The sequence below is a fragment of the Arthrobacter crusticola genome (assembly GCF_004357995.1).
Taxonomy (GTDB): Bacteria; Actinomycetota; Actinomycetes; order Actinomycetales; family Micrococcaceae; genus Arthrobacter_D; species Arthrobacter_D crusticola.
Window position 1 is genome coordinate 329,242 of the sequence record NZ_SMTK01000001.1, and the last position, 22,418, is coordinate 351,659.

Here is a 22,418-nt window from a genome sequence, read left to right on the forward strand (position 1 = left end):
TACCTTTTCGTAACCATAGGCAATGAGCGCTTACGCGCCGACTTCGCGTGCGATGGCCGCCGCGAAGGCGTCAACGTCCTCTTCGGTCGTGTCGAACGAGCACATCCACCGCACCTCGCCGGTCGCCTGGTCCCAGTCGTAGAAGCGGAACTGCTTCCGTATGCGGTCGGCGGCGGCCGGGTCGAGGATGGCGAAGACGGCGTTCGCCCGGGTCTCCTGGGTGAGCCGGACGCCGTCGATGCCGCGCACCGCCTCGGTCAGGCGTGCGGCCATGGCGTTCGCATGGGACGCCGAGCGCAGCCACAGGCCGTCTTCGAGCAGGGCGATGAGCTGGGCCGAGACGAAGCGCATCTTCGAGGCGAGCTGCATGTTCATCTTGCGCAGGTATTCAAGCCCGGTCGAGGCCGAGGGGTTGAGCACGACGACGCATTCGCCGAACATCAGGCCGTTCTTGGTGCCGCCGAAGGAAAGGATGTCCACGCCGGCGTCGCGGGTGAACGCCCGCAGAGGCAGGCCCAGCGCCGCGGCGGCGTTGGCCAGCCGGGCACCGTCCATGTGCAGGTGCATCCCGCGGGCGTGGCAGTGGTCGGCGATGGCCCGGATCTCCTCCACCGTGTAGAGCGTGCCGAGTTCGGTGGTCTGGGTGATCGAGACGGCCAGCGGCTGGGCCCGGTGGGCGTCCCCCCAGCCCCAGGCCTCGCGGTCGATCAGCTCGGGGGTGAGCTTGCCGTCCGGGGTGGGCACCGTCAGGAGCTTGAAGCCGCCGACACGCTCGGGTGCGCCGTTCTCGTCGACATTGATGTGCGCGGTGGCCGCGCAGATGACGGCGCCCCAGCGCGGCAGGATCGACTGGAGCGACAGGACGTTCGCGCCGGTGCCGTTGAACACGGGGAACGCCTCGATCCCCTCGCCGAAGTGCTCCTCGAGCAGTTCCTTGAGCCGGGCGGTGTAGACGTCGTCGCCGTAGGCCACCTGGTGGCCGCCGTTGGCCGCCGCGATGGCGGCGAGCACCTCGGGGTGGATGCCCGAGTAGTTGTCGGAGGCGAAGCCGCGCTCGTTGATGTCGTGCAGCGGGCGGAAGGTCGAAAGAGTTTCAGTCACTGTTCCATTATCCCCTAGCGGCGCTCAGCCGTCGGCCTTGGCCAGCAGGTCCGCCGGCGCCGTGCGCGCGCCGTTGATGTCCGCTGCGGGCGTCTCGAACAACAGCGCGGCGGCCCGGGCGAGGTCGTCGACGTGGGTGTAGCCCGGGAAGCGCCGCTCCGGGTGGGCCTCGCGCAGAGCGTCGTCGAGCAGGGCCTTGACGACCAGCGCGGTAGACGCCCCTGCGGACCCGTCCCGGACGAAGCCGTCGGCGACGGCGCGCAGCCAGGTCTCCACCGAGGCCTTCACAGCCGCGTAGGAGGCGCTGCCCGCGGTGGGGGAGTCGACGGCGGTGGCCGAGACGGCGGCGAGCCGGCCGCGGGGTGAGCGCGCCAGTTGGTCGTAGAACGCGCGGCTCGTGTTGAACAGGGTGCGGAACACCGAGTCGTGCAGGAAGGCGTAGTCCTCGTCTGTCTGCGTGGTGATGCCCTTGGCGCCGCGCCAGCCGCCGACGAGGTGGATCAGCCCGTCGGCGCCGCCGGTGTCCGCCTCGACCGCGGCCGCGAGGGCGGTCACGGCGGCGGCGTCGGTCAGGTCGCACACCCGCTGCTCGACGCCGTCCAGGTGCCCGAGGGCGTCCTGCAGCCGGCCGGCATGGGAGCCGACGGCGATCACGCGCGCGCCCCGGGCGGTGAGCTCCCGGGCCGTGGCCACGCCTGAGGCACTCGTCGCCCCGGCCACCACCACCGTGAGGCCGGCGGGCCCGGATGCGCCCGCCGGCGGAACGGCGTCCGTCACGCCGACGCCCCGGTGATGCCGGCCGTCGACTCGATGACAGGCTTCATCTTGCGGTCAAGGGCTTCGAAGAACATCGACAGCGGGAACTCGTCGTCGAGCACGGCGTCGGTCAGGCCGCGCGGCGGCCCGCTGAGCGGGAGGGCGTCGGGTCCCTTGGCCCAGACCGACGCCGGGTGGGGCGTGACGGTCTTCGAGACCAGCTCGTAGGCGGCGAGCCAGTGGGCGGTCTTGGGCCGGTCGATCGAGCGCCAGTACAGCTGCTCGATCTCCTCGCCCAGGGCCACCACGACGTCGGCCACTTCGTCCCAGTCGATGGTGAGCTTGGTGTCGGTCCAGTGCAGGACGCGGTGCTGGTGCATCCAGGCGAAGAGCAGCTGGCCGCCGAGGCCGTCGTAGTTGCGCACGCGGGAGCCGGTGATGGCGAAGCGGAAGATCCGGTCGAAGATCACCGCGTACTGCACCAGGCGGGCGTGCCGGCGGGTCTCGGGCGAGGCCTCCTCGTCCTTCGCGATGCGCACCGATTCGCGGAATGCAGTCAGGTCGCAGCGCAGCTCCTCGAGGGAGTACAGGAAGAAGGGCATGCGCTGCTTGATCATGAACGGGTCGAAGGGCAGGTCCCCGCGCATGTGGGTTCGGTCGTGGATCAGGTCCCACATCACGAACGTTTCCTCGGCCAGCTTCTGGTCGGCGAGGAGCTCGCGGGCCTCCGCGGGCAGGTCGAGACGGGTGATGTCGGCGGCGGCTTCCACCACGCGGCGGAAGCGGGCGGCCTCGCGGTCGGCAAAGATCGCGCCCCAGGTGAAGGTGGGGGTTTCACGGACGGCGACGGTCTCGGGGAAGAGGACGGCGGAGTTGGTGTTGTAGCCCTCGGTGAAGTCGAGGAAGCGGATGGGCACGAACAGCCCGTTCGAGTAGTCGCCGGCCTCAAGGTCGGCGATGAACTCGGGCCAGATCACTTCGATCAGCACGGCCTCCACGAGGCGGTTGCTGCTGCCGTTCTGGGTGTACATGGGGAAGAGGACAAGATGGGTCAGCCCGTCGACGCGGTGCTGCTGCGGCTGGAAGGCCAGCAGCGAGTCGAGGAAGTCGGGAATGCCGAAGCCGGACTCCGCCCAGGCCAACAGGTCCTTCACCAGCGCGGTGAGGTAGGCGGAATCGTGCGGGAAGGCGGGGGCGAGTTCGGTGACCGCCTCGACAATCGCCGCGTTGAGCTCGGCGGCCTTCGGGCGGTCAGCGGGTTCGGGGACCGATCCGTCCTTGACCTGCAGCTGCTGCAGGGCGCCGGCGGCCGCCTTGAGGCGGAGCCAGGCGGGGTGCTCCGCGAGGGCGGTGGAGCTGAGCGGTGAGGACGCCAGAGTGGTCATGGATGCCTGCTTTCGGAGCGGCCCCGGCGGGCGGGGCGGTGGATCGGATGCTGAGGCGAGCCTAGCAACAAAAAAGCATTGCTTACTCCAAAAGCACTCTCCAATTAGACACTCTTATGCTCATACGCCGTCCCTGTATGCCGAGACCAAGAGGACCTGCGGCTGCCCGCGCAGGGCGGCAACCGCAGGTCCTGTTGGCAGTCTCCGGTGGTCAAGCCTACCGGGCTACTCGGCCGGAACGAGCTTCATGGAGATGGAGTTGATGCAGTAGCGCTGGTCGGTCGGGGTCTGGAAACCTTCGCCCTCGAAGACATGGCCCAGGTGCGAGTCGCACCGGGCGCAGCGCACCTCGATGCGTTCCATGCCAAGGCTCCGGTCGTGGATGTAGCGGACCTTGTCCTCGGCGAGCGGGGCCCAGAAGGACGGCCAGCCGCACTGGGAATCAAACTTCTCGTTGCTGGTGAAGAGTTCCTGGCCGCAGGCGCGGCACTGGTAGACCCCGGCGGTGTAGGCATCGGTGTATTCCCCGGTCCACGGACGTTCGGTCCCGGCCTTCCGCAGCACCTGGAACTCCTCGGGGGTCAGTTCCTGGCGCCACTCGTCATCGGTCTTGAAGATTTCGGGCTGAGCGGCGTTTTCTGATGTCGTCATACCTTTGGCAACGCTTATGAGTCGCCAATAAATCCCGAGCCGGAATACAGGTGCAGCACGGGGATCCCCAGGTGGCTTTGCGCGCGGTTGGCCCAGTCGGTGTGGAGGGTGTCCGCCACGGCGTGCGGGCGGGTGATCACCACGGCCTGCGCTGCGCCCTCGTCGGCCGCGGCCCGCACGAATTCCTCGACGGCGTTGTCCCCGACCGTGTAGCCCCGTGCCCTCAGGCCCGATGCCGCAGCAATGCGCAGGGAGACCTCCAGTGCGTCGGCGGCCGTGTGCTCCGGCCGGCGGTCGGCATCATTGCCGGCAACGTCCCGGAACGCCTGTGCGAACTCAAGCATGCTCAGGTGGTGGAAGAACTCGCCGAGCATGCTCTTGTTCCGGTCCGCAGGAACGAGAATGATGAATTCGGCTTCCTCCTCGCCCTGCAGTGTCCTGAGGTTCGAGACATCCGCGTCCTGAAGGGCTTCCTCGGTCAGCACCAGAATGGTTGAAGTCATACCGCCAACAGTAGACCCGGCCCGCCGGGCGCGGGAGGACCGCGGTTCGGCCCTGCCCGTGGCCCCGGCGGCGGCGTCGCGCGGAGGGGCGGACGCACCGGCTCCAACGAAATTGCCCGCTGGGCGCCGTAACGGGTGAGAATGGCCGTATGGCATTCCCACCAGCATCACAGGCCACCGCCCCCGCCCCCTGGTTGAAATGGACGGCATTCGGAATCGGCGTGGGTGCGCTGCTGACGTCCTCGGCGGCCACGGCGGCATCGGCGCTCGCCGCCTACTTCGCGCGCCGGGTCGTGACACCTGCCCGGACGCGCGAGGAGAACCTCGAGATCCTGGCGGTCACCGGAGCCGGGCAGTCCCAGCGGGTGATCCTTCCGGCCAACGAGGACACCACGGTCGAGGGCACCTACAGCCTCTACTTCAACCGGGGGGCCGGCCACGCCCGGATCGGTGCCATCCACTCGTACAGCCCCGGCGAGGGAACTGTTGAGCGCGACGTCGAGGAGGTGTACGCGGGGGACCTGCGCACCGCCCGGCGCGGCTGGTGGAGCGGGAGCGTCTACCCGGCGCCGTCGGGCATGGGGTTCGCCGACGAGGAGGTCCAGGTGCCGGTGGACGGCGGGGTAGCGCCGGCGTGGCTGATCCGCGCCGAGTCGCCGGCCGACACCTGGGCGATCATGATCCACGGCAGGGGCGCCCAGCGCACCGAGGCCCTGCGGGCCGTGCGCACCGCCCGCAGTGTCGGCCTGACCAGCCTCGTCATCTCCTACCGGAACGACGGCGATGCACCATTCGCCCCGGACGGCCGCTACGGTCTCGGCGCGACCGAGTGGCGCGACGTCGAGGCGGCCATCGACTACGCCATCGCCGCCGGCGCCCAGGAGGTGGTCCTGTTCGGCTGGTCGATGGGAGGTGCCATCGCCCTGCAGACCGCGGACCTCTCCCGCCACCGCCGTCGCATCGGCGCGCTGGTGCTCGACGGCCCGGTGGTGAACTGGATCGAGGTGCTGGCCTACCACGCCCAGCTGAACCGGATCCCGGCCCCGGTGGGCCGCCTGGGCCAGTGGCTTCTGGCCAACGACGCAGCCAAGCGCATCACCGGCCTGGCCGCGCCCCTCGACCTCAAGAGCATGGACTGGATCTCAAGGGCAGAGCAGCTGACCATCCCCACCCTCATCCTGCACAGCGAGGACGATGAGTTCGTTCCCGTCGCCCCCTCGGTCGAACTCGCCGAACGGAACCCGGCCTTTGTCACCTTCGAGCGGTTCCACCGGGCGCGCCACACCAAGGAGTGGAACGTCGATCCGGCCCGCTGGGAGGAGACGGTCTCACGCTGGTTGGACCGGGTGCTGCACCAGCGCACCCTGCCGGGCGGCAGGCACCCCGGAGCGGAGGCTAGGCCGCAGTCTCCCTGATCTGCCGCTTGATCCGGCCCAGCATCGCGCTCATGCCGCGCATGCGCAGCGGCGTAATGGCTCGGGTCAGGCCCAGCCGGTCCGGCACGTCGTCCGGGACCGCGAGGATCTCCTCCGCGGGAAGCCCGTCGAGGCCCTCCATCAGAACTCCGGCGAAACCGCGGGTCGTCGGAGCCTCGGGCGGAGCCGAGAAGAACAGATTCACCAGGCGCTCGGGCCCGTCGCCCACCTCCAGGGTGAGGAACACCGGGCTCTGGCACTCGACGACCTGCTCAAGCAGCTCGGGATGCTCGCGGAGACGCTCGGGCAGCTCCGGAAGCTCACGGGAGAAATCGAGGAGCAGCTGGAGCCGGTCCGGCTCCGTCAGGTCCTGGAAGTCATCGATGATCTCGGCCAGCTGGGCCGGCAGGGCCGTGCTCATCGCCGGGCCTCCGCCGGACGGGCCGGAGCCTCGCCGCGTTCGGGACCGCGGACGATCGGCACGCGCACCGCGTTGCCCCACTCCGTCCAGGACCCGTCGTAGTTGCGGACCCGGTCGAAGCCCAGCAGGTGGGTGAGGACGAACCACGTGTGGCTTGAGCGCTCACCGATGCGGCAGTAGGCCACGACGTCGTCACCGTCCTGAAGGCCCCCTTCTCCGCGGTAGATCGCGTCGAGCTCCTCCCGGCTGCGGAAGGTGCCGTCCTCGGCGGCAGCGCGGCCCCACGGGATGGAGGCCGCCGTGGGGATGTGGCCGCCGCGCATGGCGCCCTCCTCCGGGTAGGCGGGCATGTGCGTACGGGCACCGGTGTATTCCTCGGGGGAGCGGACATCGATGAGCGGGTTGCCGAAGTGCTCAAGCACGTCGCCGAGGTAGGCGCGTACGCGGGGATCGTTCCGCTCGATGACCGGGTAGTCGCCGGGGCGGACCTCAGTGGCCTCGGTCGTCAGCGGCCGTCCCTCGGCGATCCATTTATCACGTCCGCCGTCGAGCAGCCGGACGTCCTCGTGGCCGAACAGCTCGAAGACCCAGAGGGCGTAGGCGGCCCACCAGTTGCTCTTGTCACCGTAGATGACCACAGTGGTGTCGCGGGAGATGCCCTTGGCGGACATCACGCGGGCAAAGGCCTCACCGTCGACGAGGTCGCGGCGCACTTCGTCGTTGAGTTCGGTGTGCCAGTCGATCTTCACGGCCCCGGGGATGTGCCCGGTCTCGTACAGCAGGATGTCCTCGTCGGACTCGAGGACCACCAGCCCGTCCGCGCCGAGGTGGTCGGCGAGCCAGTCCGTCGAGACGAGCCGGCCGGGGTGGGCGTAGGCAGCGAACTTTTCGGACGAATCTGTTTCGAGCGGCATCAAATGGCTTTCTGCTGGGGGCGGCTTCTCTCTCTTAGCCTAACCACGCCCGGTGCGAATTGCTTCCGGTGGGTTGGAGTCCGGTGCCGTAATGTTGCCTAGCGGGCGCGCCGTCGCGCTCCCCATCGCATCCTTCGGCCGGCAAGAGAAAGCACCCCAGATTCGTGGCATCCGTAGAGCACCTGACCGACCGCGCGCCGAAAGTCTCAGTCGAGGAACTGCTCGACGGGTTTTACCCCTCGCCGCGCTTCAAGGACGTGTCGTTCTCCAGCTACCGGCCCGACCCCTCACAGCCCTCCCAGTCTGCCGCCGTCCGGGGGCTGCGGGCGTTCGCCGCGACCGTTGACGAGCCCGAGCCCAGCGGACTGCGGAAACTCTTCGGCGCACGAAAGGCGCCGTCCCGCGCGGGGATCTACCTCGATGGCGGCTTCGGCGTCGGAAAGACGCACCTGCTCGCCTCCCTCTGGCACGCGACGCAGGGACCCAAGGCCTTCGGCACGTTCGTCGAATACACGAACCTGTGCGGCGTGCTTTCGTTCCGCAAGACCGTCGAGTCGCTCAGCGGCTACAACCTCGTCTGCATCGACGAATTCGAACTCGACGATCCGGGTGACACGGTGATGATGTCCCGGCTCATGCGCGAACTCGCCGACGCCGGCGTCAAGCTGGCCGCCACCTCCAACACCCTGCCGGGCTCCCTCGGCGAAGGCCGGTTCGCGGCGGTCGACTTCCAGCGGGAGATCCAGGTGCTCGCCGACCAGTTCGACGTGCTGCGGATCGACGGCGAGGACTACCGCCACCGCGGGCTGCCGCAGCCGCCGGCGCCCCTGAGTGAATCCGGCCTGCGCGACCACGTCCGGAACTACTCGGGCAACGGCGGGGTGCTGGCCGAGGATGACTTCGGCGACCTCATCCACCACCTGGCCGGGGTGCACCCAAGCAAGTACCGGCAGATGCTCGACGGGGTGGAGGCGGTGGCATGGCACCGCGTGTCCACGATCACCGAGCAGTCCGTGGCGCTGCGCTTCGTGGTGCTGGCCGACCGCCTCTACGACCGGGACGTACCGATCTTCGCCAGTGGTGTGCCCTTCGACAAGCTGTTCACCGATGAGATGATGCACGGCGGATACATGAAGAAGTATTACCGGGCGGTCTCCCGCCTCACGGCGCTGGCCCGCCAGGGCGGCTCCGTAGCGTAGCCTCCGGGCCGGAGGTTAAACAAAAGCGCCGGTTCCGCCTCACGGCGGGACCGGCGCTTCCTTTTTGCGGTACTTAAAGCGATGAGGCCGGAGGAGGTGTAGGTCCGGTCGTGCCGCCGCGCTGCTCGCGTTCGATCTTGTCGACCATCGCCGAGGCCTTCGACTGCACCCCGCGGATGCGCCCGGAGTACTTGCCGCCGGTCCTGCCGTCGACAAAGCCGCCGGCCTTGGTGATGCCGGTCTTGACCTTCCCCGAGTTGGCGCCGATCAGTCCGGTCGCCTTGTCCTTCAACCCACCGGCCTTGCCTTTGAGCCCGTCAAAAACAGACACAGGCACCTCCTTTCCTACCCGGGAACCTGGTGTTCCCCTCGTCACAATCGTAGTGCAGATTGCCGGGAATCGTCCGGGGGAGGGGTGGTAGCTCCTCCGGGGGTTCCGCAGTCCGTCGAGTGTGCAGGTCACCACGCTCTGCGTGGGACATAACGTGGTGTGCTGCAATTTCGCCGGGAAGGCTTGGCGGGAGGCGCTGCGGTCGCGGTCGAGTGTGCAGGTCACCACGCTTCGAGTGGGACATAACGTGGTGAGCTGCAGTTTCGCCGGGGGGGGTGCCGAGAGGGCGGTGGGGGCGGCAGGCGGCAGACGTGCTGCGGTGGCGCAGTTCCGGCTGGAAGCCTGAAGCGATGGAGCGGACGACGGGATTCGAACCCGCGACATCCACCTTGGCAAGGTGGTGCTCTAGCCAGCTGAGCTACGTCCGCAAAAGGCGCCCCTGCACGGGACCCCGGGTGATATGTGCCTGGCTCTAAGGGGATTCATCAGCGGAAGGCTATTTACGCTTCGCGAAACCGGTTCAAACCAGTGGCTCAACAATATCGCGCCGGGAAGGGGGAGCCAAATCCGGGGCAGGCGGTTCTGCGGCAACCGCTGAACCGCTCCGAGGGGCGCCGGAAGGGTGCCGTGGAGCCGGCATTCGGCCGGAGGGGAGGTGTCCTTTCCTCCGGCAGGAGCATTACGCGATCGTGATGTCGCTCAGGTCGATCTCGATCAGAACCCAGGACAGATCGGGGGTCCTGTCATCGTTGCGGATGTGGATGTGCCGCTTCGTGGGGATGATGAGTCCGTCGACCTCGGCCTCCCCGCGGATGTAGTGGGCACCGGGGGCGTTGCCGTTGACCTCCGGCTGATAGTCCATGCGGCGCAGGTGCCCTGCCGCGTCGAAGTAGTACAGCTGGGTGGTGTTGTGGGTGTCGATCGAGGAAGGGAAGGTGACGCTGAGTACGCGCCAGGTCTCGCCGTTCTCGGTCCAGGGCTCCACTTCCTGAGTCTCGACGCCCGGCCAGGTGAAGATGTAGGGCTCGACGAGGTAGTGCCAGGTGGCGTAGCTGCGGAAGTAGTACATCTGAGCGAGGGTCCACTGCGTTTCGAAGGTGTAGCCCTCGAAGCTGGCGCGGGGGTTGGTCAGTTCCTCGATGAGCGTGCCGTCGGCGGCGGTCACCGTCACGCGGTCTGACTTCTTGTCGTATTCGATGACGCGGCCGGTGCCCTCCTGCGTGTGGCGGGTGCGCTGCTCCTGCAGGCTCGCCTCGACGAGGTCGGTGCCGAGGACGTCGGGCTGTCCCTTGAATTCCCAGAACGGGCCGCCGTAGGCGATGCGGGCGGTGAAAGTGTTGAGGCTCTTCCAGCGGTCAAGGCCGCCATTGGCTTCGAGGACCTGCTCGAGTAGTGTCGCCATGTCAATACTCCTTAGGACGAACCAGTTCTGTTTCGATATCAACTTCTGGCGCCGAGGGATAATTCCCCTTCAGTGGGCCGGATCACTTTTCGGTCCCGGGGCACTGAAAGGTGATCCGGACGCCTTCGCGTCATTCCTCCAGCGGTTCTCCGACGCGGCGTCCAAGGTCCAGTTCGACCCCGCCGGCCTGCTGCAGGCCCTGAGCGAACAGGCTGCGGATCAGCGGCTGGCTTCCGGGCCGGCCTGCCGTCGCAAAGAATGCCTGAAGGCCCGGCGCGAAGTCTTGATCCTCCGGCAGCGTCGCCTTGTCGACGAGCGCCTTCGTCCTAGACAGGGCCGCCCTGTCGAACCCGGCGATCCGGCGGGCGAGTGCATCGACGTCGGCCTCGATCGTCGCATCACTGATGACCCGGTTGACATAGCCGTAAGCGGCGGCATCCGCGGCATTGATGTCATCGGCTCCGAGGAGGATCTCGAGGGCCCGGCCGCGCCCGATGAGGTGTCCGAGTCGCGCCATTGGGCCTCCCCCCGGTACGGCGCCGATACCCACTTCGAAATGGCCCAGAACCGCGCGTTCCGACGCAAACCGCATGTCGGTGGCTAGGACGAACTCGCTGCCGGCTCCGCGCGCGCGTCCCCGGATGACGGAGATGGTTGCCACGGGGAGCCTGCTGAGGCGGACGAAATTGTCGAGGTAGGGGTGGAGGCCCGTCGGTCCCGGAGCCATGTTCGCCACTCTGGTTCTGTCGCTGAGGAGATCCCAGTGTGCCATGAAAAAATCCGGGTTGTCGCTGCGGAAGACGATCACCCGAAGGTCGGGATCCTGCTCGGCGGCGGTGAGCAGGAGGGCGAGTTCATCGATCGAATCCGGGTCGAAGAGGTTGACGGGACCATTGGCGAAGGTGACCCGCCAATAGGACGGAGAGACGGGGTCGACGGTGAATTGTTTCGAAGTCATGGACTGACGCTGGCTCCTTGGGTCCGCGGAACGAAAGAGTTCCGGATCGGTTGCGGCTTCGCGGGTGGGGAGGGGGAAGGCCCGCTTTGGATCGCTCTCGCCGGGATGGGGGCGGCGGATCCGCCGCCCCCGGCCGGTGCTAGTTGCCTGCGCTTTGCCCGCCGTCGACGTGAAGGAACTCGCCGGTGACGAACCGGGCCTGCTCAAGGTAGAGCACGCCGTGTACGACGTCGTCGATGGTTCCCATCCGGCCGACCGGGTGGAGTGCTCCGTAGGCGTCGTGCGTCTCCTCGGCGTGCAGCGGGGTCTTGATGATGCCGGGGGAGACCGCATTCACGCGCACCCCGCGGGCCGCGTACTCGATCGCGAGCGACTTCACGACGGAAGCGAGGCCGCCCTTGGTCAGGGAAGCGAGAGCAGACGGGACGTTCGAGTTCGCGTTTTCAACCAGGGTGGTCGTGATGTTCACGACGTGCCCCGAGCCCCGCTCGACCATGTTCGCCATGGCCTTCTGGCTGATGTGGAAGAAGCCGCCGAGGTTCACGCGCAGGGCGTTGTCGTAGTCCTCCTGGGTGTAGTCCGCAAACGGCTTCGCGATGAAGATGCCCGCGTTGTTCACGAGCGTGTCCACGCGGCCGAAGCGCTCAACCGCCGTGGCAATGACGCGCTCGGCAACCTCGGGGTCCGAGATGTCTCCGGCAACGGTGACGAGGTCGAAGTCCTCGGACGGGGCGATGGAACGGGAGTTGGCGACAACCGCATACCCGAGCTTGCGGTAGCCGTCGACGAGACCTGCGCCGATGCCCTGCGATGCGCCGGTAATGACGGCAACTTTACGTGTTTCCATAGTTTCGATTCCTTTGGTAGACAGTCGGTCAACTACCGACCCGTACAGTTATAGCCAACCAGTCGTTTAATAGCAACCCTTTGGAGAGGAGCCTTGGATCGGGAACTCAGCGCCGGGCGGGTCGGGGTGTGGACGGCGGGTGCGCAGCGGCAGGCAATGGCAGGGTGTCCTGGCCCCACCGGCGCCGCAGGAAAGCGCACCCGCCGGCTTTTTCCGGGAGTCCTGAAGATACAGAGCGCCCCGCGTCGATGCTCAAGGGTGACTCGCCTCACGCCGACACCGGGAACCCGTGGAGCGTGCCTTAGAAAACAAAAGACCCCCGGTTTCCCGGGGGTCTTTCTCCGTGGGCGATACTGGGATCGAACCAGTGACCTCTTCCGTGTCAGGGAAGCGCGCTACCGCTGCGCCAATCGCCCAATTTCCTGCTCTGCAATTCACCTACTGGAGGTGGGGACGGGATTCGAACCCGCGTGCACGGCTTTGCAGGCCGCTGCCTAGCCACTCGGCCACCCCACCGCTATCCAACAAACAGACAGCCGGATGAACCGGCCATGCAGTGACTTGCGAGCGGACGACGGGATTCGAACCCGCGACATCCACCTTGGCAAGGTGGTGCTCTAGCCAGCTGAGCTACGTCCGCAGAAAGAAAATTTAGAACACCGAAACCCTTGAGTTCCTCGTGTTTTTCTGTTTTCCAACGAGAAAAAACTCTATAGGACTATTCGAGGTTCGTCCAATCGGGCGCGTCTTCGGGTCAACGGAGCGGCGCGGGAGTGTCACCGGAGAGTGACAGACTTAAGCCATGACTGAACCGCTGCTCGCCCACTCCACTCCCTACGGACGGATGTATGCGAGGTCGACGTCGGACCAGCCCACCGTCCCGTCGATCACGACCGTCATCGCCCAGGCGCCGTCGTCCCTCGGTGGCTGGTTTGGGCACATGGCGGCGAACGCCCTGGCTGCCGATCCGCGCCTTCCCGGATCGCTGGGCAAACCTGCCGAGCTGAAGCAGGCCGTCCGGGACGCCTCGCAGGCCGCCGAGCGGTACCGTGACGACGCGGCGCTCCGGGGCACCCGGGTGCACAACTACTGCGAGCAGGTGGCCCTGCGTGCCCTCGGCCGGCCCTCCACGCTCGACGCCGCGCGGCTCGCCCTCGCGGAGAACGGGGAGGAGGGTTTCGCGGCCCGTTTCGACGAGTGGTGGGAACTCTATGATGTCCGGCCGATCGCCCCGGAGCTGACCGTCTGGAATCAGGAACTCGGGTACGCGGGAACCCTCGACCTGGTGGCCACCATCGGAGGCCGGCTGTGCCTCATCGACTACAAGACCAAGAACACCGACCGCGACGGCTTCGTCAAGGGGCTCGATGACAAGGTCGTCATGCAGCTGGTCGCGGGCATGAAGGCCCAGGAGAGCCTCGTTGATCCCCATCAGGGCGAATGGGAACCGTGGAAGTACGGCGAGCAGCCCCTCCTCCTCGGTGTGGCCATCGGCCAGACGGAGGTCCGTGCCCTCCGGGCCAACCCCGAGGTGTTGAAGGAGCACTGGTTTAGATTCTGTGCACTGCGCCGCGCCTGGGAAGCCGGCCGAAACGCCGAAACGGCAGGGCGGGCGCTGCTTCCCATCGGCCCGCCGCCCGCCCGCGCTGCGGCCGGGGCGCCGGCTCCGGTCACCGGTGCGGACGCTTCGGGCCCGGCCGCACCCGCTCCGGAAACGCCGTCCTCCGTCGCAGCCGGCTGACGGTTACCGCGGAGCCCGGGCCGGCTCCCGCCCGGCAGATTACAGGCCGTGGGCAGCGACCGGCCCTGCCCAGATGCGCCCGGCACTCCCGCAGCCCAGCGGCGCCGGGGACGGCAGGGCGGCGCGGCGTTCTAGAATGGCTCGAGGGCTTTCGCTGATGGGTCCGAGCCCTCCGCGCACGCCGCAGACCCCCGCAGCGCCCACCCGGGCATCCGCCCGCCGCGCCCGACAGGTGAAGGAATTCGAACCGAATGGCTGTACTGAGTATCAGGATCATCGGCGACCCGATCCTGCGCACCCCTGCCGCGACGGTGACGAACTTCGGCCCCGAGCTCGAAAAGCTGGTTGCGGATATGACCGAGACGATGCTCGATGTGCAGGGCGTCGGCCTCGCTGCACCCCAGATCGGTGTGGGCCTTTCGGTCTTCACCTACAGCATCGACGGTTTCGAGGGCCACGTAGTCAACCCCGTTCTCGAGGTGGGGGAGACCCTGCAGCAGGACGGCGCCGTCGAAGGCTGCCTCTCCGTCCCGGGGCTTGGGAACTTCCTTGAACGGGCCGAATGGGCGAGGGTCCGTGGGCAGGATGCGCACGGGGAGCCGGTCGAGGTCGAAGGCACCGGCATGCTGGCGCGGTGCCTGCAGCACGAGACGGACCACCTGCGCGGAACGCTCTACATCGACAGACTCCGGGGCGAGGAGAAGAAGGTCGCCATGCGCGCCATCCGCAGCGCCGACTACAACAGCGTGGCCGGCCAAACGGCGGCACAGCGGGCCAAGACCCTCGGGTCGAGCTTCATCAGCGCATCGGCCGCCGGTCCCGCGGGCGCACCGCGGCGTGCGGAGAACTCGGGACGCCGGCGGTGAGGATCCTGTTCGCCGGCACTCCGGCCGTCGCCGTCCCCTCCCTTAACACGCTGTCGGACGCCGGCTTTGAGATCGCCGCGGTGCTCACCCGCGTCGATGCCCCCGTCGGGCGGAAGAGGACCCTGGCCCCGAGCCCCGTGGCCGCCCGGGCCGAGGAGTTGGGGCTGCCCCTGATCAAGACCAACCGGTTCACTGACGAGGTGGTCGAGCAGTTGGCCGCGCTCGACCTCGACGCCGCGGCAATCGTCGCCTACGGAGGGCTTGTGCCGCCGCGGGCGCTCGAACTTCCCCGGCATGGCTGGATCAACCTTCACTTCTCGCTGCTGCCAGCCTGGCGCGGCGCCGCACCGGTGCAGCACGCGGTGCTTTCCGGTGACGACATCACCGGGGCGTCGACCTTCCGCCTCGAGCGCGGACTCGACACCGGCCCCGTGTTCGGAACCGTGACCGAAGCGCTGGCGCCCTCCGACACCAGCGGGGAGGTCCTGGACCGGCTCGCCGGCAGCGGCGCGGTCCTTCTGGCGCAGACGCTGACGGCGCTCGGGCAGGGCGCGGTCGAGGCGGTTCCGCAGCAGGGGGAGGTCAGCCTCGCCCCCAAGCTTTCGATCGATGACGCCCGGATCGATTGGACGCAACCGGCCGTCGCCGTCCGGCGGCGGATCAATGCCGTGACCCCCGAGCCGGGCGCGTGGACGCTCCTTGCGGGTCAGCGCGTGAAAATCGCGCCGGTGCGCCCGGCGTCCGAACTCCGGCCGGCGCGGCCGGACACCGGGTCCGGCGATCCGGTGGACCTTGCCCCCGGTCGGGTGGAGCTCCGGGACGGCGGCGTACAGGTCGGCACCGGGTCGGAGCCGGTGGTGCTCGGCCGCCTGCAGCCCGCCGGAAAGACAATGATGGACGCCCGTGACTGGGCGAGGGGCGCCCTCGCGCGCGGAGAGTTGGTTTTCGATGTCTGATACCCCAGGAGCGGGTCAGCGGCCGGGCCAGCGCCCGCGCCGTAATGAAAAGGGCAGGGAGCGGAACCGTTCGGGGGAGCGCAAGTTCTCCCAGTCCGCTCCCTCCCAGCGGACCCGGAAGGCCGATCCGGCGCGCCTTGTCGCGTTTGAGGTGCTTCGGGCGGTGGCTGCGGAGGACGCCTATGCGAATCTCGTCCTCCCGGTGAGCATCCGCAAGCATCGACTCGACCGCCGAGACGCAGGGTTCGCGACGGAACTGGCCTACGGCGCGCTGCGCGGGCAGGGAACCTACGATGCGGTGCTGGCCCGCTGCGTCGACCGTCCCCTGGCTCAGCTCGATCCGGCCGTGCTCGACGCGCTGCGCATCGGTGCCCATCAGCTCCTCGGGATGCGCGTGCCCGCCCATGCCGCGCTCGATCAGACGGTCGGCCTGGTCCGTGCGGTGATCGGCGCCGGGCCCGCTTCCCTCGTCAACGCCGTGCTGCGCAAGGTGGCCGCCCGCGACCTCGCCTCCTGGATCGGGGAGCTGACCGCCAACCAGACCGACGGCGTCAAGATCGCCTCCCTGACCCACAGCCACCCGGAGTGGATCGTGCGGGCTCTGCGGCAGTCACTGGTCGCCCACGGACGCACCGTCGAGGAGATCGACGAGCTGCTCGAGGCCGACAACGCTGCGCCCGTGGTGAACCTCGTGGCGCTTCCCGGCCTGGGCTCCCTCGACGAAGCCCTGGCCGAGGGCGCCGAACCGGGCCGCCTGGCCGAAGGGTCCGCCTACTTCGCAGGAGGTGACGTCGGACGGCTGGCCGGGGTGCGGGAGGGTACGCTCCGTGTGCAGGACACCGGTTCGCAGCTGGTCGCCCGCGCCCTGGCTGCCGTCGACCTGCTTCCCGCCGGACCGGAGAACGGAGCCGTGGCCGGCTCCGTTCCGGCGCCCGACGCCGGATCCGAGCGCTGGCTCGACCTGTGCGCCGGGCCCGGAGGTAAGTCCGCGCTCCTCGCCGCGCTGGGCCGCTCCGTGCCCGCCACCCTTGTCGCCAATGAGCCGGTGCCGCACCGCGCACAGCTCGTCCGTCAGGCCCTGCGTCCGGTCGACGGCGGGACGTGGACGGTGCGCGTCGGCGACGGCAGGGAGGTTGGGCAGGAGGAACCGGAAAGCTATGACCGGGTCCTGGTCGACGCGCCGTGCACCGGGCTCGGTGCCCTGCGGCGCCGCCCCGAGGCCCGATGGCGGCGCAAGCCTGCGGACCTCGTGGAGCTTGCCCCGCTGCAGCGCGGCCTGCTTGAGTCCGCGCTCGAGGCCGTGCGCCCCGGAGGCGTCGTCGCCTACGTGACCTGCTCGCCGCATCATGCCGAAACCCTCGCCGTCGTCGAGGACGCCCTGCGCCGTCGGCCGGAGATGGAGTTGCTCGACTCCGGCGCGGCCCTCGACGCGGTCAGCATCGGCGGACCGTTGAACTCGGCCCGGCCGGCTGCGTCCGGGGCGGGATCCACGGCACAGCTGTGGCCGCACCTGCACGGCACCGACGCCATGTTCCTGGCCCTGATCCGCAAGCCCGTCTGACTTCCGTTCCGGGACGCAGCGCGCGCTCCCGCCACCTCCAACCGCAAAGGACACCTGTGGGCGCCTGCCGCATCAATCCGAGCATCCTTTCAGCCGACTTCGTGAACCTCGAGCGTGAACTCGAGCGCATCGGTGCGGCCGACGCCGTGCACGTGGACGTGATGGACAACCATTTCGTGCCCAACCTCACGCTGGGCCAGCCGGTGGTGAAGCGGATCCAGGAGGTCAGCGGGCTCCCGCTCGATGTCCACCTCATGATCGAAGACGCCGACCGGTGGGCCCCCGCGTATGCCGAGCTCGGTGCCGCGTCGGTGACCTTCCACGCCGAAGCCGCGGCCGCCCCGGTCCGCCTGGCCCGCGAGCTTCGGGCCGGCGGCGCCCAGGCCGGTATGGCGCTGCGGCCGGCCACGTCGGTCGAGCCCTACCTCGACATGCTGGGGGAGCTCGACCTGCTCCTGATCATGACCGTGGAGCCAGGGTTCGGCGGGCAGTCCTTCCTCGACCTGACCCTGCCCAAGATCCGGCGGGCGGCCGAGGCGGTCCGCGGCGGGTCGCTTCCCCTGGCGATCCAGGTCGACGGCGGCATCACCGAAGAGACCATCCTGCGCGCAGCGGAGGCAGGGGCCACGGTGTTTGTCGCGGGATCCTCCGTGTACGGAGCGGAGGATCCCGGCCAGGCGATCGACCGCCTCCGCCTGGCAGCCGAAGCCGCTTCCGCCGGCCGGTAGCCGACGCTGTCCGGCCTGGACGCCCGGACCGGATCGCCCTGGCCGTGGTCCGACAGCGCTCCAACCGGTGCCGCCGCCGTCGGAGAGCGTGCGGCGCCGGAAGGGTTCAACCCGCGGCTGCCTCCGGCGGGTCGGTGATGGTGATCCGCACCGACATCGCCTCCGCCGCCGCCCGCTCCAGCACGGCCAGGCGCGGATCGGGCACAGCGGTGAACGGCAGCCGGGGGAGGTGGGCGTACTGGGTCAGCGCCGGGTGGGCGAGCACTTCAAGGGCCAGGGTGCGGTCGCCGCCCAACTGGACGCAGTCAATGGGGTGGGCCGAGAAGACCGCCGAGGCGTGTTCCGCCGCGGCCTGGACGAGCGAGGAGGCCTGGTTCGCCCGGCGCCGGGCGAACCGCTGTTGTGACCAGCCGCCCGCGGCCGTGCGGGACTGGACGTACCGGGTGCCCGTCTTGGAGGCGAGCAGCCGGCCGTTGCGGGCCACCCCTACCGAATAGCCGCCCCGGCGGACCAGGATCAGCGCCACCGCGCGCGGTTCCCCCGCGGCGGCGGTCAGTGCCTCCACAGAGGGCGCCCCGGCGGCCTCCTGTGCCGGTGGAAGCGGGGGGACCAGGACGGCACGGCACCCGTTGGATGCGTTCAGGGTCAGGGCTCCGCCGGGGGAGCCGGCGTCGATCGTGTATCCGCCGTTGCGCTGCGCGAACCGCTCCAACCAGCCGGCCAGGCGCTCGCCCGAAACGAGGACGGTTCTCGGCTCTGCCATCGTGTCCTCCGCTCCGCCCCGGCCATCCGCCGGCGTCAGTGCTACACAGTAGCCTTGGCAATGTGAATGATCTATTCAGCGCCGCCGCCGAAGATGAGGACGACGGCTTCCCCGGCGCCGCACCGCCGACCGTCGCGGGCGCTGTGTCCCAGCGGCCGCGGAGCCCCCTGGCCGTGCGGATGCGTCCGCGCTCCCTCGACGAGGTGGTCGGCCAGCAGCATCTCCTCGGCCCCGGGTCGCCGCTGCGTACCTTGGCCGGCGACACCGCCTCCGGAGGGCCCGCCGGCCCGTCCTCGGTCGTGCTGTGGGGTCCGCCCGGAACCGGTAAGACGACCCTCGCGCACGTGGTGGCCCGCGGGCAGGGGCGGCAGTTCGTGGAGCTTTCGGCGATCACCGCCGGCGTGAAGGACGTCCGCCGGGTGATGGAAGAGGCCCTGACCGCCCGCGACCTCCACCGCCGGACCACCATCCTCTTCCTCGATGAGATCCACCGGTTCAACAAGGCCCAGCAGGACGCGCTGCTGCCCGGGGTCGAGAACCGGTGGGTCGTCCTGATCGCGGCCACCACCGAAAACCCCTCGTTCTCCGTCGTCGCTCCGCTGCTCTCCCGGTCGCTGCTGCAGACCCTCCGCCCGCTGACCGAGGCCGATATCGCCGGGCTGCTGCAGCGGGCGGTCGAGGACGAACGGGGCCTGGGCGGGACCGTCCGCCTGAGCGAGGAGGCCCTTGAACACCTGGTGCGTCTGGCCGCCGGCGACGCGCGCCGCGGGCTCACCGCCCTCGAGGCGGCGGCCGGCGTCGCCCAGTCCGCCGGCGACGGGCCGGGGCCGGTCGTGGTGGAACTCCAGCACGCCGAAAAGGCGCTCGACGTCGCGGCACTGAGGTACGACCGGGCGGGCGATCAGCACTACGACGTCGCCAGCGCCTTCATCAAGTCGCTTCGGGGTTCGGATGTCGACGCATCCCTCCACTACCTAGCCCGGATGCTCGAGGCGGGGGAGGACCCGCGCTTCGTCGCCCGCAGGATCATGATCTCGGCCTCCGAGGACGTGGGCATGGCCGATCCGACGGCGCTGCAGACGGCGGTGGCGGCGGCGCAGGCGGTCCAGCTTGTCGGGATGCCCGAGGCGAGGATCATCCTCGCCGAGGCCGTCGTCCACATCGCCACGGCCCCGAAGTCCAACGCGGCGTACAACGGCATCAACGCCGCCATCGCCGACGTGCGGGCCGGACGGGGCCAGGGCATCCCCGCCCACCTGCGCGACGCCCACTACCCCGGGGCCTCCCAGCTCGGCCACGGCAAGGGATACGTCTACTCCCACGACGAAGCGCATGGCATCGCCGCCCAGCAGTACGCGCCCGATGACCTGGTGGGCCGGGACTACTACCTCCCCACCGACCGGGGGGCCGAACGGGACATCGGAACCCGCCTCGGCCGGCTGCGCAGGATCCTGCGGGGCCGGTAGGCCCGGGCCCCGGTGGAGGGCCCGCCGGGAGGCGCCCTCAGGGGAGGGCGCGGCGCATCAGCACGCGCGGGAAGCCGTTGGAGACCGCGGTGGTGTCGGCGGCCTTCGTGAAGCCGGCCCGCTCGAACAGCGCCCGGGTGCCGACATAGGCCATCGTCGTGTCGACCTTCTGCCCACCGTTGTCCACCGGGTAGCCCTCGACCGCTGGCGCCTCGTGGTCCCGGGCATGCTCCACGGCGCCCTGCAGCAGCGCCGCGGCAACGCCCTTGCCGCGGTGCCCGCCCCTGACCCGGAAGCACCAGACACTCCACACGGGCAGGTCATCGAGGTGCGGAATTCTCGTGCTGCGGGCGAAGGAGTGGAGTTCGGCCCGGGGCGCCACGCCGCACCAGCCCACCACGTTGTCGCCGTCGTAGGCCAGAATCCCGGGTGGAATGGCGCGGCCGCAGAGCTCCTCGACGCGCTGGGCGCGCTGGCGCCCGGTCAGCTCCCGGTTCTCGCGGGACGGCAGCCGGTAGGTCAGGCACCAGCACACCGAGGAATCGGGATTGCGGGGGCCCAGCAGCACCGCGACATCCCCGAACCGGTCCCTGTCCGCCGGACGGATCTCATACTCCATGGCGGTACCCTAGCCGCCCGGGAGCCGGGGAACCATCGGGCGCCGGACCGGCGGGGGAAGCGGCCGCTGACCATTCTCGGGCCCTCGGACTGCTAGGATTGTGGGTTGACTGGCAAGTAGCGCCGTGCCCGTTCCCTTTCCCTCGAATTTCGACGGCGGAGGAGCGTGCGCGGAGCTGACTGTAGTACCGGGAAGCGGCCAATCCCGGCTCTCCGCACAAGGAGGCCAGCAACACAGAGAAAGTGCCGCGCATTCAACCGATGCGCCAGGCTCTTTGCCGCAGAAACAGATGAAAGGTAAACGTGGCTAACAACACACGTGCCCGCCGGAAGGTCCGCATTTCGCGTGCCCTCGGCATTGCTTTGACCCCGAAGGCCGAGAAGTACCTTGAGCGTCGCCCGTACGCTCCCGGCCAGCACGGACGCGCCCGCCGCAAGCAGGACAGCGACTACGCCGTACGCCTGCGCGAAAAGCAGCGTCTGCGCGCCCAGTACGGTATCCGCGAAGCGCAGATGACCCGCGTCTTCGAAGAAGCACGCCGCACCTCGGGCCTGACCGGTGAGAACCTCATCGAGCTGCTCGAAATGCGTCTGGACGCCCTCGTGCTCCGTGCCGGCTTCGCCCGCACCATCGCCCAGGCCCGCCAGCTGGTCGTCCACCGCCACATCATGGTCGACGGCGCCCGTGTGGACCGCCCGTCGTTCCGCGTTGCGGAGGGGCAGCTGATCCACGTCCACAGCCGCAGCGAGACCATGGTCCCGCTCCAGGTTGCAGCAGCCGGCGCCCACCGCGACGTCCTGCCGGCCGTCCCGGGCTACCTCGACGTCTCGCTCGAGAAGCTCCAGGCCCGCCTGGTCCGCCGCCCCAAGCGCTCCGAGGTCCCCGTGACCTGCGAAGAGCAGCTCGTGGTGGAGTACTACGCCCGCTAGTTCCGGCTCCGGCGGCTAGCCCGCCGGTTTCGAACAGCAGCCATCCCAATAGCCCGCGGCTCCGGCCGCGGGCTATTGGGTAAGGCACCCCAAATCCTTGCCGCCCGAGGGCGGTTATCTGTGTACGAAGGAGACCGTCCATGTCCGGTGGAGATATTGCCGGCCTCATTGCAGCCGGTGTGTTTGCCGTCCTGGTCGCATTGCTGGCTGTGCCCGTGCTGAAGCTGGGCAGGGTGTTCGACGAGCTGCGCACCGCGATCCGCACTGTGACGGACGAGACGACGCCGCTGATCACCGAGGTGACCAGCACCGTCAGCACCACGCACCAGCAGTTGAAGAACGTCGACGGCATCACCTCCAACGTGTCCGACGCCTCCGCAAACCTTTCCGCGCTGTCCTCCCTGGTCGCCGCGACGCTCGGAGCCCCGCTGATCAAGGTCGCGGCGTTCTCCTACGGCGTCCGCACCGCCTTCGCCGGCCGGAAGACGCCGGCCGGGCGGCGCCGCAGCCGCTGAGCCGCCCCACCCGGGCCCGCGGTCCCGGATCAGCAAACACCGCCGTCAGCACTCGACGAGGAGGATCCCATGATCAGAAGAGCCCTATGGATGGCAGCGGGAGTGGCCATCGGTGTTCTCGCAGTACGCAAGGTCAGCGCCGCGAAGTCGGCACTGGGGCCGGCCGGCCTCAACCGCGCCGTCGGCTCGGCCTCTGACAATATCGCCGGATTCGCCGACGCCTTCCGCTCAGGGATGCGTGAGCGCGAGGCGGACCTCCGCTCGGCGCTCGGCGTCGAGCAGCCGGTTCTCCCGGCCCCCGCAGCAACGCACCGCTGACGCGGCCGGAGCGCCCCGAACCCGAACCGCACCGGCTCGCCGCGGGCAGCACCGCCCCTGCCGGTCCGAACCC

24 protein-coding genes and 4 tRNA genes are annotated in these 22,418 nt (G+C 69.1%); 11 read left to right on the top strand and 17 right to left on the bottom strand.

Features of this window, described 5'->3' with window-relative positions; genetic code table 11:
* Window positions 1-30 precede the first annotated feature (30 nt).
* The 5 genes from E2F48_RS01495 to E2F48_RS01515 all read right to left on the bottom strand — a co-directional run bounded on the left by E2F48_RS01495 (window position 31) and on the right by E2F48_RS01515 (window position 4,396).
* Window positions 31-1,101: a threonine aldolase family protein gene (locus E2F48_RS01495; RefSeq protein WP_133402245.1), complete on the bottom strand. Its 1,071-nt coding sequence runs from the start codon at window positions 1,099-1,101 to the stop codon at window positions 31-33.
* A gap of 24 nt (window positions 1,102-1,125) precedes the next feature.
* Window positions 1,126-1,878, bottom strand: a complete 753-nt coding sequence (locus E2F48_RS01500; RefSeq protein ID WP_133402246.1) for an SDR family oxidoreductase — start codon at window positions 1,876-1,878, stop codon at window positions 1,126-1,128.
* Entirely contained in the window at window positions 1,875-3,242 is a 1,368-nt protein-coding gene (locus E2F48_RS01505; RefSeq protein WP_133402247.1) for a DUF6421 family protein, read from the bottom strand. The genes E2F48_RS01500 and E2F48_RS01505 overlap by 4 nt, the downstream gene beginning before the upstream one ends.
* A gap of 225 nt (window positions 3,243-3,467) precedes the next feature.
* A complete protein-coding gene (gene msrB / locus E2F48_RS01510; RefSeq protein ID WP_133402248.1) occupies window positions 3,468-3,893 on the bottom strand; it encodes a peptide-methionine (R)-S-oxide reductase MsrB in 426 nt (141 codons plus the stop codon).
* Between the two features lie 14 nt (window positions 3,894-3,907).
* Window positions 3,908-4,396, bottom strand: coding sequence for a hypothetical protein (locus E2F48_RS01515; protein ID WP_133402249.1), 489 nt, complete (start codon window positions 4,394-4,396; stop codon window positions 3,908-3,910).
* A 149-nt stretch (window positions 4,397-4,545) separates the two neighbouring features.
* On the opposite strand from E2F48_RS01515, the gene E2F48_RS01520 reads away from it, so the two are divergent.
* On the top strand, window positions 4,546-5,811 hold the full coding sequence (locus tag E2F48_RS01520; protein ID WP_133402250.1) for an alpha/beta hydrolase family protein: 1,266 nt from the start codon (window positions 4,546-4,548) through the stop codon (window positions 5,809-5,811).
* Here E2F48_RS01520 and E2F48_RS01525 read toward each other — a convergent pair.
* Together E2F48_RS01525 and E2F48_RS01530 are read right to left on the bottom strand one after the other, a co-directional pair.
* Window positions 5,792-6,232: a SufE family protein gene (locus E2F48_RS01525; protein ID WP_133402251.1), complete on the bottom strand. Its 441-nt coding sequence runs from the start codon at window positions 6,230-6,232 to the stop codon at window positions 5,792-5,794. The genes E2F48_RS01520 and E2F48_RS01525 overlap by 20 nt on opposite strands.
* Window positions 6,229-7,146 (bottom strand): sulfurtransferase, encoded by a 918-nt coding sequence (locus E2F48_RS01530; protein WP_133402252.1) that lies wholly within the window; start codon window positions 7,144-7,146, stop codon window positions 6,229-6,231. Before E2F48_RS01530 ends, E2F48_RS01525 begins: the two co-directional genes overlap by 4 nt.
* Before the next feature lie 164 nt (window positions 7,147-7,310).
* Here E2F48_RS01530 and zapE point away from each other — a divergent pair, with 164 nt between their 5' ends.
* Entirely contained in the window at window positions 7,311-8,345 is a 1,035-nt protein-coding gene (gene zapE / locus E2F48_RS01535) for a cell division protein ZapE (protein WP_133402253.1), read from the top strand.
* Between the two features lie 73 nt (window positions 8,346-8,418).
* On the opposite strand, the gene E2F48_RS01540 is transcribed toward zapE, so the two are convergent.
* The 8 genes from E2F48_RS01540 to E2F48_RS01575 form a co-directional block, all read right to left on the bottom strand.
* Window positions 8,419-8,676 (bottom strand): antitoxin, encoded by a 258-nt coding sequence (locus E2F48_RS01540; protein WP_133402254.1) that lies wholly within the window; start codon window positions 8,674-8,676, stop codon window positions 8,419-8,421.
* A gap of 351 nt (window positions 8,677-9,027) precedes the next feature.
* Window positions 9,028-9,104, bottom strand: a tRNA-Gly gene (locus E2F48_RS01545).
* Between the two features lie 251 nt (window positions 9,105-9,355).
* Window positions 9,356-10,078 (bottom strand): hypothetical protein, encoded by a 723-nt coding sequence (locus E2F48_RS01550; protein ID WP_133402255.1) that lies wholly within the window; start codon window positions 10,076-10,078, stop codon window positions 9,356-9,358.
* A 130-nt stretch (window positions 10,079-10,208) separates the two neighbouring features.
* Window positions 10,209-11,036 (bottom strand): enoyl-CoA hydratase/isomerase family protein, encoded by an 828-nt coding sequence (locus E2F48_RS01555; RefSeq protein ID WP_133402256.1) that lies wholly within the window; start codon window positions 11,034-11,036, stop codon window positions 10,209-10,211.
* A 139-nt stretch (window positions 11,037-11,175) separates the two neighbouring features.
* Window positions 11,176-11,883, bottom strand: coding sequence for an SDR family NAD(P)-dependent oxidoreductase (locus E2F48_RS01560; RefSeq protein WP_133402257.1), 708 nt, complete (start codon window positions 11,881-11,883; stop codon window positions 11,176-11,178).
* 344 nt (window positions 11,884-12,227) lie between these two features.
* Window positions 12,228-12,299: transfer RNA gene (locus E2F48_RS01565), tRNA-Val, on the bottom strand.
* Window positions 12,300-12,325: 26 nt separating this feature from the next.
* Window positions 12,326-12,399, bottom strand: a tRNA-Cys gene (locus E2F48_RS01570).
* A 50-nt stretch (window positions 12,400-12,449) separates the two neighbouring features.
* Window positions 12,450-12,523, bottom strand: a tRNA-Gly gene (locus tag E2F48_RS01575).
* Window positions 12,524-12,685: 162 nt separating this feature from the next.
* Between E2F48_RS01575 and E2F48_RS01580 the strand changes: the two genes are divergently transcribed.
* The 5 genes from E2F48_RS01580 to rpe all read left to right on the top strand — a co-directional run bounded on the left by E2F48_RS01580 (window position 12,686) and on the right by rpe (window position 17,735).
* Window positions 12,686-13,624, top strand: a complete 939-nt coding sequence (locus E2F48_RS01580; protein ID WP_246018467.1) for a cytochrome — start codon at window positions 12,686-12,688, stop codon at window positions 13,622-13,624.
* 251 nt (window positions 13,625-13,875) lie between these two features.
* The gene (gene def, locus E2F48_RS01585) at window positions 13,876-14,490 is read left to right on the top strand and encodes a peptide deformylase (RefSeq protein ID WP_133402258.1); all 615 of its coding nucleotides are present in this window, start codon (window positions 13,876-13,878) and stop codon (window positions 14,488-14,490) included.
* Window positions 14,487-15,446: a methionyl-tRNA formyltransferase gene (locus E2F48_RS01590; RefSeq protein WP_133402259.1), complete on the top strand. Its 960-nt coding sequence runs from the start codon at window positions 14,487-14,489 to the stop codon at window positions 15,444-15,446. The genes def and E2F48_RS01590 overlap by 4 nt, the downstream gene beginning before the upstream one ends.
* Window positions 15,439-17,007, top strand: a complete 1,569-nt coding sequence (locus tag E2F48_RS01595; protein WP_133402260.1) for an RsmB/NOP family class I SAM-dependent RNA methyltransferase — start codon at window positions 15,439-15,441, stop codon at window positions 17,005-17,007. Before E2F48_RS01590 ends, E2F48_RS01595 begins: the two co-directional genes overlap by 8 nt.
* A gap of 56 nt (window positions 17,008-17,063) precedes the next feature.
* A complete protein-coding gene (gene rpe / locus E2F48_RS01600; RefSeq protein WP_133402261.1) occupies window positions 17,064-17,735 on the top strand; it encodes a ribulose-phosphate 3-epimerase in 672 nt (223 codons plus the stop codon).
* A gap of 106 nt (window positions 17,736-17,841) precedes the next feature.
* Here rpe and E2F48_RS01605 read toward each other — a convergent pair whose 3' ends face one another.
* Window positions 17,842-18,498, bottom strand: a complete 657-nt coding sequence (locus E2F48_RS01605; protein WP_133402262.1) for an acVLRF1 family peptidyl-tRNA hydrolase — start codon at window positions 18,496-18,498, stop codon at window positions 17,842-17,844.
* Between the two features lie 62 nt (window positions 18,499-18,560).
* Here E2F48_RS01605 and E2F48_RS01610 point away from each other — a divergent pair, with 62 nt between their 5' ends.
* Window positions 18,561-19,964 (top strand): replication-associated recombination protein A, encoded by a 1,404-nt coding sequence (locus E2F48_RS01610; protein WP_133402263.1) that lies wholly within the window; start codon window positions 18,561-18,563, stop codon window positions 19,962-19,964.
* 37 nt (window positions 19,965-20,001) lie between these two features.
* Here the strand turns inward: E2F48_RS01610 and E2F48_RS01615 are convergent, their stop codons facing one another.
* On the bottom strand, window positions 20,002-20,583 hold the full coding sequence (locus tag E2F48_RS01615; protein ID WP_133402264.1) for a GNAT family N-acetyltransferase: 582 nt from the start codon (window positions 20,581-20,583) through the stop codon (window positions 20,002-20,004).
* Window positions 20,584-20,885: 302 nt separating this feature from the next.
* On the opposite strand from E2F48_RS01615, the gene rpsD reads away from it, so the two are divergent.
* The 3 genes from rpsD (at window position 20,886) to E2F48_RS01630 (ending at window position 22,345) form a co-directional block, all read left to right on the top strand.
* Window positions 20,886-21,512 (top strand): 30S ribosomal protein S4, encoded by a 627-nt coding sequence (gene rpsD / locus E2F48_RS01620; RefSeq protein ID WP_120165419.1) that lies wholly within the window; start codon window positions 20,886-20,888, stop codon window positions 21,510-21,512.
* Between the two features lie 140 nt (window positions 21,513-21,652).
* Window positions 21,653-22,027 (top strand): DUF948 domain-containing protein, encoded by a 375-nt coding sequence (locus E2F48_RS01625; RefSeq protein WP_120165420.1) that lies wholly within the window; start codon window positions 21,653-21,655, stop codon window positions 22,025-22,027.
* A 69-nt stretch (window positions 22,028-22,096) separates the two neighbouring features.
* A complete protein-coding gene (locus tag E2F48_RS01630) occupies window positions 22,097-22,345 on the top strand; it encodes a DUF6167 family protein (RefSeq protein ID WP_246018468.1) in 249 nt (82 codons plus the stop codon).
* Window positions 22,346-22,418 lie beyond the last annotated feature (73 nt).

Excerpts from the sequence above, each read along its gene's own strand:
- E2F48_RS01520 (WP_133402250.1), top strand. The coding sequence starts at position 4,546 with ATGGCATTCCCACCAGCATCACAGGCCACCGCCCCCGCCCCCTGGTTG.
- E2F48_RS01630 (WP_246018468.1), top strand. The coding sequence starts at position 22,097 with ATGATCAGAAGAGCCCTATGGATGGCAGCGGGAGTGGCCATCGGTGTT.
- E2F48_RS01625 (WP_120165420.1), top strand. The coding sequence starts at position 21,653 with ATGTCCGGTGGAGATATTGCCGGCCTCATTGCAGCCGGTGTGTTTGCC.
- E2F48_RS01550 (WP_133402255.1), bottom strand. The coding sequence starts at position 10,078 with ATGGCGACACTACTCGAGCAGGTCCTCGAAGCCAATGGCGGCCTTGAC.
- E2F48_RS01605 (WP_133402262.1), bottom strand. The coding sequence starts at position 18,498 with ATGGCAGAGCCGAGAACCGTCCTCGTTTCGGGCGAGCGCCTGGCCGGC.
- E2F48_RS01615 (WP_133402264.1), bottom strand. The coding sequence starts at position 20,583 with ATGGAGTATGAGATCCGTCCGGCGGACAGGGACCGGTTCGGGGATGTC.
- E2F48_RS01525 (WP_133402251.1), bottom strand. The coding sequence starts at position 6,232 with ATGAGCACGGCCCTGCCGGCCCAGCTGGCCGAGATCATCGATGACTTC.
- E2F48_RS01595 (WP_133402260.1), top strand. The coding sequence starts at position 15,439 with ATGTCTGATACCCCAGGAGCGGGTCAGCGGCCGGGCCAGCGCCCGCGC.
- E2F48_RS01505 (WP_133402247.1), bottom strand. The coding sequence starts at position 3,242 with ATGACCACTCTGGCGTCCTCACCGCTCAGCTCCACCGCCCTCGCGGAG.
- msrB (WP_133402248.1), bottom strand. The coding sequence starts at position 3,893 with ATGACGACATCAGAAAACGCCGCTCAGCCCGAAATCTTCAAGACCGAT.
- E2F48_RS01560 (WP_133402257.1), bottom strand. The coding sequence starts at position 11,883 with ATGGAAACACGTAAAGTTGCCGTCATTACCGGCGCATCGCAGGGCATC.
- E2F48_RS01580 (WP_246018467.1), top strand. The coding sequence starts at position 12,686 with ATGACTGAACCGCTGCTCGCCCACTCCACTCCCTACGGACGGATGTAT.
- E2F48_RS01555 (WP_133402256.1), bottom strand. The coding sequence starts at position 11,036 with ATGACTTCGAAACAATTCACCGTCGACCCCGTCTCTCCGTCCTATTGG.
- E2F48_RS01515 (WP_133402249.1), bottom strand. The coding sequence starts at position 4,396 with ATGACTTCAACCATTCTGGTGCTGACCGAGGAAGCCCTTCAGGACGCG.
- def (WP_133402258.1), top strand. The coding sequence starts at position 13,876 with ATGGCTGTACTGAGTATCAGGATCATCGGCGACCCGATCCTGCGCACC.
- E2F48_RS01530 (WP_133402252.1), bottom strand. The coding sequence starts at position 7,146 with ATGCCGCTCGAAACAGATTCGTCCGAAAAGTTCGCTGCCTACGCCCAC.